The 9,454-nt window shown below is 36.4% G+C and carries 5 protein-coding genes and 1 pseudogene; 1 reads left to right on the top strand and 5 read right to left on the bottom strand.

All coding sequences use genetic code 11. The features are described 5' to 3' along the window. Positions 1-8: 8 nt before the first annotated feature. Positions 9-155: pseudogene (locus P618_RS09085) on the top strand (hypothetical protein); the annotation flags it as partial. 484 nt (positions 156-639) lie between these two features. On the opposite strand, the gene P618_RS05905 reads toward P618_RS09085, so the two are convergent. The 5 genes from P618_RS05905 to P618_RS01385 all read right to left on the bottom strand — a co-directional run bounded on the left by P618_RS05905 (position 640) and on the right by P618_RS01385 (position 8,775). Further along, a complete protein-coding gene (locus P618_RS05905; protein ID WP_021826961.1) occupies positions 640-2,379 on the bottom strand; it encodes an Hsp70 family protein in 1,740 nt (579 codons plus the stop codon). Between the two features lie 8 nt (positions 2,380-2,387). Further along, entirely contained in the window at positions 2,388-2,792 is a 405-nt protein-coding gene (locus P618_RS05910) for a DnaJ domain-containing protein (protein WP_162147046.1), read from the bottom strand. A gap of 303 nt (positions 2,793-3,095) precedes the next feature. Continuing rightward, positions 3,096-5,288: a transglycosylase domain-containing protein gene (locus tag P618_RS01370; protein WP_021826958.1), complete on the bottom strand. Its 2,193-nt coding sequence runs from the start codon at positions 5,286-5,288 to the stop codon at positions 3,096-3,098. Positions 5,289-5,307: 19 nt separating this feature from the next. After that, a complete protein-coding gene (gene glyS, locus P618_RS01375; RefSeq protein ID WP_162147047.1) occupies positions 5,308-7,332 on the bottom strand; it encodes a glycine--tRNA ligase subunit beta in 2,025 nt (674 codons plus the stop codon). Between the two features lie 1,224 nt (positions 7,333-8,556). Next, positions 8,557-8,775 (bottom strand): cold-shock protein, encoded by a 219-nt coding sequence (locus P618_RS01385; protein WP_006295716.1) that lies wholly within the window; start codon positions 8,773-8,775, stop codon positions 8,557-8,559. Positions 8,776-9,454 lie beyond the last annotated feature (679 nt).

The following is a 9,454-nucleotide window of genomic DNA, read 5'->3' on the forward strand; positions in this document are numbered from 1 at the left end:
CTAATCATCCAGATTCTAAACCAAAAGATATTACTCGTGAATTTGGCATAAGTGCCAGTGGTGCATGTTATGGGTTAAGGCGCGCAGGCTTTAGTTATAAAAAATCCTTTACTTATGTGAAAACAAGTAAAGAAAAACGAAATGCACACCAATAATCGATAAAATATATATCAGCTGATTTTAACGGTTCTTGTAACATACAATGATTCGAAGCTTGGAGAGAGCAGTTTTTGATAAAAGAATTAAAATTCGGACAAGTTTTGATCATGGATAATGCGTCATTTCATAAATCTCAAAGAACCAAAAAATTACTTGAATCTGCTGGTTGTAGGGGGGGGGGCACCTTATTCACCTAATTTAAATCCAATCGAGAAATTTTGGGCACATATGAAGGGATGGATTAGGCAGCACATTGAGTTTTGCCAGGGCTTATATCAGTCCCGTTAGTGCTTTTTTGTTTTATCATAATTCAACTGTTTTTACTATAATTTTAAATTTGGAAACGCTCATCTTAAAAAAAACTCTCCTATCCTGAATTTTTTCCAAGATTGGTGGACTTTATTGATGTGGAGAATTTCTTTGATCTATCCCATAACTTTATGTTCACATTTCCTTCCAATTAATATTCTCGAAGCGGGTCTAAAAAAAATCACTTTTTTCATGCTCTAATGTTTGTTTTAATATTTCAGTAAGGTGCCGTTCAATATAAGGAAGGATATGAGACGAAAATATTTCCCATTTTTCGGAAATTTCTTTTAAAGATTCAGCACAGTGAGAAGGCTCTATGTTTAAAAAATCAGAAAAATTTTTGCATATTTTGGTCATTTCACAATGCTCTTCTTTTGAAAACAAATAGGGAAATTGCTGAAGAATTTTTTCCATCTGGTGCAAACCGTCAGATGCTTGTTGGTGTTTTTTTATCCAAATACTAAGCAATACTTCGCTTCCATCGTTTTGATTAAGTGCATACAATTCTTCTTGTATTTGCGCATCATCTAACGTGCGAATTGTATTAATTTTCAGCGATGCGTTTACACCACCTTTATCTTGTTTACATTCTTTTGCTTCTAATTCTAATAACCCTTCCACAGTTAAATGACACGTAAGTTCTATATGAGGAATTCCTTTAGGTAAAGGATCGATACCGGAGAGCTCAAATACTCCAAGAGACTTACACTGTTTTGCAAACTCTTTTTCGCCTTGCACAATATGAAGACGCATCTTAGTTTGCCCATCTACTGCAGTAGTAAATTTGTACGTTGCTTTTGCGGGAAGCGGAGTGTTTCTGGGAATTAACGGTTCAATTAGCCCTCCCAAAACTTCTACTCCCAAAGTAAGTGGGCTAACATCCAATAATAAAAAGGAGCACGTGTTCGTTAATTGATATGCCTGAAGTGCAGCTCCTTGCGCTACTGCATACTCAGGATGCAGCACAGAATCTATTTTGCCATCCCACAACCGTGTAAGACGCTTGAATACAAAGGGAATTCGAGTGCTTCCCCCAACTAAAATCAATTTTTGAATATCCTGAATTTCTAAATTTGCCCGATTTAATGTGTCTTGACAAATATCTAACGTTCTCTGAAACCATGGAAAACACCACGTTTCTAAATCTTCTGGGGTTATTTTTGTTTCCAAATCACCTACATCACAAAAATAAGGTCGGGAAAGAGATTCTTTGATACGTCGAGCTTCTCGAATCCAGTATTGTTGTTGCAGAAAAGATTGATCTTCTAATGAAAGTGGGCTTATATGTTGTGCGATGCAAAAATCTAAGTCATCTCCGCCAAGAGCTGTATCCCCTCCTGAAGAAAGTACTCTAAAAATTCCTTGCTGGATATCAAGAATAGACACATCGAATGTTCCCCCTCCCCAATCATATACAAGATATTTTCCTTCTGAATCTTGGGTTAATCCGTAAGTAAGTGCAGCTGCTGTTGGCTCATTGATCAATCTAAGAACATCAAATCCTGCCAAAGTTGCCGCTTTATGAATATGAGAGCGCTGAACATCGTCAAAATATGCGGGAACTGTAATAACAGCACGCGATATTACACGACCTAAGGCTTCATAAATATGCGTTGCAAGAAGTTTAAAAATACTCACTGCCGCACTTAAGTAATCATCGTATATGGGATCAGAAATTTCGATATGTGCTAACTTTCGTTTGACAGATCCAACGCTATTTCCGTCTTTTGTTGTGATCTGAGAGGAAATTAACGTGCCTTTTGATGAACTTAACACGTAAGCTTCTGTAGGGCTTGAAGCGAGCGCAACGACGCAATACGTCGTTCCAAAATCAATTCCTACGGCTTCTGTCGCTAAAAATTTCTCGTTTTTTTCAATAATACTATTGAATGGATCAACTAAAATACGCATTTATTTTTTTATTTTCCTAAATAACATATATACAGATACGCTTTTTGTGCTTGAAAAAAATCTTTTTCCTTTAAAAATTTATCAAATTTTATTAAAGATTCTTGATATAGTATATGTACAGCCTGAGGATCTGAATTCATTTTCAATGAAAAAATTTCTTGCATAATTTTCGGAAAAGAAGAAATTGGCCAAAAATTCACGCACTTTAACATATATTCACCGCGTTTTCTAGGATCTTTTAATGCCGCATATACTTTATTGATATGAGCGCTAAATTGTTCGGCAGTTTTAAAAGAAACACCTGTCCAACGATCTGGATGAATACGCTTTTGTGCAAGAACGTACGCTTTTTCTAAGGCATCTAAATCTATTATGAAACTTTCTGGTAATCCAAAAAGCTGAAACCAACTCATACACTCTATAGAATGAAAGCTCATAGTCTATTTTTGGTTTTACAACACATTTTTACTTTCAGCTGTATAAAGCTAAAAGTCATTATAACACGTTACTGTTGTCAAAACCAGGCCCAAATTACAATAATTTTTTTAGATATCTTTCATTTAAAAAAAGAAAAACAAACTTAATTTTTTTATGAATACGTATAAGAGGAGTGATAAATTGCAAAAAATCTATGCATTAAGGAGTTTTTTACGAAACATTTTACATACATATTAATTTTATAAATCTTATTCTATAAAATAATGAAATCACAGTAACTATATGTTAGATAAAATTTCTTTTATCAGATCTTCTTCTTTTAAATTTTTTTCTTGAGAATTTAATTTAGAATCCTCCAATGCAGAAGGAGATGATCGTTTGTTTGAAGGAGATTTTGATTTTGTTTTTTTATCCTCCTCATCATCGACATCTTCCTCATCATCGACCTCTTCCTCATCATCGACCTCTTCCTCATCATCGATCTCTTCCTCATCATCTGTCTCTTGTTGATCTTCTTTCGTGTCGTTGGATTTTTGGTTTGAAGAACGATCTTCAGAAATAACTGCATTTTCTTCTTCTATATTTTTTATAGACTCTTCTTTTTGCCAATTTTCTTCCTGAGGATTGTTAAAATATTTTAATAAACGTTCATTAAAGGTTCGCCATATATGCAGCGTTGGCCAACCATCTTGAGGTTTTATCATAGGGCTTTCATTATCATTTCCGCACCAAATTCCTGTCATAATGGGGCCTGCAAACCCAACAAACCATACGTCTCTGTATCTTTGAGAAGTTCCAGTTTTCCCTCCGCAAAACACTTCTTTACCTAGACTAGATTGAAGTCTAGCTTTTCGCGCAGAACCTTCCGTGATAACGCTATGCATGATACTACGCATTTCTTGAATCGCATCTTGAGAAACGCACGTAGAATCTGAATCTTGAGCTTTCGAATGCTGATAAAGAATTTTTCCCTGTTTATTTAAAATTTTTGCTACCCCGTAAGGACGCACAATTTGCCCCTCATTAAGAGTAACGAGATAAGCTCCTGTCATTTCTAGCAATGTCACTTCTCCAGATCCTAAAACAAGACTATAATTATGAGGTAAATCAGAGGAAATACCCAATAACTTTGCAAGATGCGTGACACGTTTTAATCCAATAGAAACGGCTAAACGCACCGCTACAGCATTAATTGAATAAGCAAAACCCGTACGAATAGATACTTCTCCCCTTGCTCTGTGCTTATAATTACTTGCTTTCCATCCTCCTATTTCGATTGGATAATCGCTGATCATATAGTCCGGATCATAGCCATCTTCTAATGCTGCAAGATATGTAAAAAATTTAAAGCTAGAACCAGCTTGTCGCTTTGCTTGAGTTGCGCGATTATAAGCATTTTTTCTGTAATCCACCCCTCCTATCATAGCTAAAATTTCCCCAGAAGCTTTTGTACAGAGTAAGGCCACCTGACTAGCGCGTACTTTTGCCCCTTGAGTTTGCATAACTTTTTGCACTTCTTTTTCTGCAATACTTTGTACATTGGGGTCTATCGTTGTAATAACCTCAACATCTTCTGTGATATTTTCTAATAAATCGGGAAGACAGGTAACAATCCAATCTGTAAAATATCGAAATAAATTTTGCTTTTGTGAGGAGTTTCCTGGTACAGAAGGCAATGCCATTGCAGTAGCTGCTTCCTCTTGGGTGATAAAACCTTCTTCTACCATATTTTGTAAAACTCGTTTCGCCCTAGATTCCGAACGCTCATAATGAATCACTGGAGAATAACGACAAGGTCCTTTTAGCATCCCGATTAAGATCGCTGATTCGTACAAAGTCAAGTGATTTGCACTATGTCCAAAATAATATAAAGAAGCTGCATCCAATCCAGTAACATTTGCGCCTAAGTACACCCTATTGAGATACATTGTTAGAATTTGCTCTTTTGTAAATTTCATTTCTAATTTTACTGCAAGAATCGCTTCCTTTATTTTATGTTTTAAAGAGCGATACTTGTAGTGATGAAGCTTTTTGCTTTCAAAAAAATTTCGAGCTAATTGTTGAGTGATGGTACTGCCCCCCTGTATCACGCCGTTTGCCTTTACATTTCGTAAAAGCGCTCGAAACGTTCCAATAGGATCAATACCAAAATGGTAAAAAAATCTTCGATCTTCCGTGGCTAGTAAAGCTTGAATCGAGTGTGGTTTTAGAGTTTTAATATCAATTGTTTTTCCATAAAAACTTCCATAGCTTCCTAAGATATTTCCGTAACGATCCTTAATGAGAATGTGGGGATCTCGGTATAATTTTGTAATTTCTTCAACATCAGGTAAATCGTATCCAAACCAAATTACGACAGCCCCTAAGGCAAAACTCACCCAAATACCTAAAATTATAATCCATTTAACAAATCCAAACAAAATACGGTAACGTTTTTTTGGAAAAGGCTTCAAAAAACGCTCTTCTCTCATAGCCCTAAAATTTCAAAAGTTAGCGAGAAAGCGTAAACATGCTTGATAAATTTCCTAACGGACGCGTATATCGCAATACTGCTGACAGAAGTCCTATACGAGAAGGAAATCCTCTGACAGGAAGCGTATCCAAAAATTCTTGAATGCATTGAGAAAACGGTAAAGCATTTTTCATAAATTCTTCTTTGTTCCATTTGCTTGAGATATAGCTCCATAATTGACGCTCTTTAGGGGAAACCATTTCTGCATCTTTGGGAACTCCAAATTCCATTAAACACCCTTGATCTTGATGCAGCAAGCAAAACACACGCTTATACGAGGAAAGAAAAGCGATTCCCGAATCTTTTTGTAAAAAATCATTTAATTCTTTTGAAAGATCAAACAGTTCTTTCGGAGATTTAGAAAATCTAAAAGTTTCTACAGCTTCCGCTATTCCACGAAGAAAATTTTGCTCTTCCAGATATCGAGTAAATTGCTTAAATATTAATTGTTCTAACAAATCTAAACTATCTTTATCAGATAAAACATTAAGCCTTTGAGTGCTTCGATAACTTTCAAGGCTTATTCGAATACTTTCCGAAATGGAAAAAGGATAAGGGTGATGTACTGCAAGACGAACCCATCCATAAGCACTTCGACGCAACCCCATAGGATCCTTAGAACTCGTAGGATATTTTCCAATACCAAAAAACCCCACCAATGTATCCATACGATCTATCATTCCCAACCATCCTCCAAGAGAGCTTTGCGTACTAAGGTCTTGATGGGGTGTAAGAGGAAAGTATTGTTCTTCTAAAGCTTGCGCTAAAACAGGATCGATATCTTGAGCTAGTGCATAATGTTTTCCCATCACTCCTTGAAGCTCTGGAAACTCTCTTACTGCTTGAGTTGCCAAATCTGATTTTGATAACAAGGCCGCAGCACTTAATGTCCCAGATTTATCTAAGTGCATTGCCACAACTTCTAATCGACGAACTTTATGAAGCACCGTTCCAAGCCCCTCAAAAAATACTTTTTCCTTAAGGTCGTGGTTATACTTTTCCAACGGTTGCCGAAGATCCTGATTCCAAAAAAATAACGCATCCGACAATCGGGCTTCTGCAACTCGCTGATGTCCCTTTTTAATTTCAGCGCTAGGCTCTGTGCCATCTAACACGACAATAAAGTGCGGCGCCAAACTTTCTCGTTTTTTTACAGGAAAACAGCGTTGATGATGCTTTAGGGTTGTTAACAAAAATGGTGAAGGAAGTTTTAAAAATTCTTCAGAAAAAGAGGCTAAAAAAAATTTTGGCCACTCGGTCATTCCTGATACCTCGGATAACAATCCATCAGAAGCCAAATCTTCTTCAAACAACTCATATCCATGATTTTGAGCTAATTTTCTCAATTGAGACTGAAGATAAGTAAAACGCTGTAAAGGGCAAACCCAAACATTTTTCCCTTTTAATATCTGCTCGTAGTTTGAGGCCCTATCTATAGATACCCAATCTTGACGCAACGGATCTTGTGACATGGCCGAATGTTCCAGAGTCATATTTTTCGCACAAAGCTTAAGGCCTTTGGGTCTAAATGTCCAGTCAAGAATGTTTGTATCCAACATACATAGCAAAGAATGGATAGGGCGGATCCAGGTAAAATCATCTGTTTCGTGCCAACGCATACGCTTTGGCCAATAAAAATGCTCTAAAAAATCTGAACAAATGTGACGTAACTTTTCCTCTATCGAGGATTCTTTGATTTCTGCAACCCAAACACACCCTTTCGGCGTTTCTTGTTTATGACACCTATCAGCCCCATGAATTTGGAAAAATTTTTCAATAACATGGACAGGAGATTGGACGTTGGGACCTTTCAGAAAAGAAACACCTTGGGTGCTTTGTTTCAATTCATGCACTAAAAAACCAACACGACGCAAAGAAGAAAAGCTTTGAACTTTTGCAACCAATTTTTCAGATTTAAGTGATTGCTCTACATAGCGTTTAATACGCTGATAAGCATCCCACTGAAGATTCGAAGGAATTTCATCACTGTATACTTCAAACAAAAATGCTTGATCCATGGCTCATAAAGTCACCAATTTTTTTGATTCTATCAACAATTTTTCATATATGCAACGCAAAGATTTTTCATTTTCGATAGGACTTGATGTGTTGAGGAGTTTACCAAAGTTTAGGATAAATTTTTTCTATACGCACTTTTTATGGCTAGGCACGTATCAAAAGTCACAATTAGATCAGATTTACTTTTTCGTAAGCTGTTGTCATCTGAACTTCATCTTGTAAATATCGAAAATTAAATTTAAGATCAAATATTTTGCGACTATTTCTATAGATTTCAAAATATTTTAATCATGACAATCACGTTTTCATTAACTACGCAATTAAGTATTTTCTACGTTTTTTTGATCTTATTTTTCTGGCTATTACTCATTTTTAAACACGCTAAATTCAGGGGATGTGGGGGGCCAACCAAAGATCACGGCCTGTGTGTTGGGTTGTTTTATACCGTACCCGTCCTTGGCGTTAATCTGCTAAAAAGGTTTTGTGATTTTAAAGCCATACACACTTGCTTTACTCGTTGAAACCCAAAAAGCGTATAGAAAAAAATCTTTGAATCTCTGTTGCAGGACGCTGATTATGAGTGCGCGATGATCTATGCAATGATTGTGCTCCTCCGTCAACACAGCGCAGGCTTTAAAAAAGAGCATAATCAAGCTGTTCTGGGCAAAACTAAAATTCATGCGCCGTGTGATATCTATGAAAATCTGGTCGTTTTTTCACCTTACACAAGGTCAGGACCATGATTTGAAAGGAGGCTGGTACGTTGATGGATCGCTTTGTGAAGATTGATGCGGTGCTTGCCGATAAAAGCGTACAATGCCGATGAAAGAGTGCTGCTAAAACTTAAAAAAAAGGGCCGTGATTCCACCTAAAGAACTGTTTGGAGCTTTCGAATTATGTAAATATTTTTATAAATTCTGTCACTTGATCGAGATTTTTTTCTAAACTCAAGGCAGTATGGCGCCATTGCCACATGCTATAATAAAACGCCTTCAAATTTTCTAGGCGCCATTTACTTGGCTTCAATTGTCGCTTGGCTTAATTGAGACCAGGACCTAGTGAATAAATTTTTTAAAACCTTACACTAAATTTATTTATTTTTTCATTTTTATCGGGTAGTTTTACTATAATTAAGAACTACCCTTATTCAATTTTGCTTACATAACCTAAGCATTGCGTTCACTTTGTAGACCGCGGATGCTTCGGGACTATGACTCTAAAGCAAGTTCACCCGCAGAGGAGCGTCCCCGGTTGTTGACAATCTCATAGCTCACACGCTGCCCTTCTGACAGAGTTCCAAGTTTTGCGCGATTGACCTCGGTGATGTGCACAAAAATATCTGCCCCACCTTGATCCGGTGTAATAAACCCAAACCCTTTTTCTGGATTAAACCACTTCACAACACCACACGATCTTAACGTATTCATTTAACATTCCTTTTGTTATGCGCTTTACAGCGTAAATTAGATATAATACACAATGCTTAATTCTTCAGCACCGTGTAGGAATTTTGCCATACCTATTTAAAAAATACAAGAGCTTATTTAATACAAACTACGATCTTCGAAATTTTTCATAAGTGAACAGATAGAATTAAGTGAGAGCTCTTTGTAAACGGTTATGTTGTGAAGTTCATAATATATTTAATCAACCTGAGGTTTGAAAATGAAGTGCAACACTTAGTTAATCAAAGGAGAAGCTCTCTGATATATAGATATAGCGCACACGGTATATAAATTCTTAATAATTTAAACTAAGTTTTTTAGAGCGTGTTCACACTTTTTGATCATCCCCATGATCAGAGCGCTATGAACAAAGGAAGTGAACATGGAGTCAAGTTTTTCAAAGCTTAAAAAGATGTGACGGAACGCTTTGAGACTTCTGAAGAGGCGTTCTATCTTATTTCGGCGTTTATAGATAATTTTATCATAAAACCAAGGGTTTAGGCGATTAGATTTGGATGGGGCAGCAGGGCCTACGCATGAAGAATTTTGTTGACACAATTATTTACTCATCTTACGTAGCACCTTTCAAAATTTGAAGTTCATTGAACATTAAAACATTGGCTTTTAACAATAGTTTTTGTTTTATTGCAAAATGATTCAA

The organism is Holospora obtusa F1 (genome assembly GCF_000469665.2).
GTDB classification, from domain to species: Bacteria; Pseudomonadota; Alphaproteobacteria; order Holosporales; family Holosporaceae; genus Holospora; species Holospora obtusa.

Excerpts from the sequence above, each read along its gene's own strand:
- P618_RS05910 (WP_162147046.1), bottom strand. The coding sequence starts at position 2,792 with ATGAGTTGGTTTCAGCTTTTTGGATTACCAGAAAGTTTCATAATAGAT.
- P618_RS01385 (WP_006295716.1), bottom strand. The coding sequence starts at position 8,775 with ATGAATACGTTAAGATCGTGTGGTGTTGTGAAGTGGTTTAATCCAGAA.
- P618_RS05905 (WP_021826961.1), bottom strand. The coding sequence starts at position 2,379 with ATGCGTATTTTAGTTGATCCATTCAATAGTATTATTGAAAAAAACGAG.
- P618_RS01370 (WP_021826958.1), bottom strand. The coding sequence starts at position 5,288 with ATGAGAGAAGAGCGTTTTTTGAAGCCTTTTCCAAAAAAACGTTACCGT.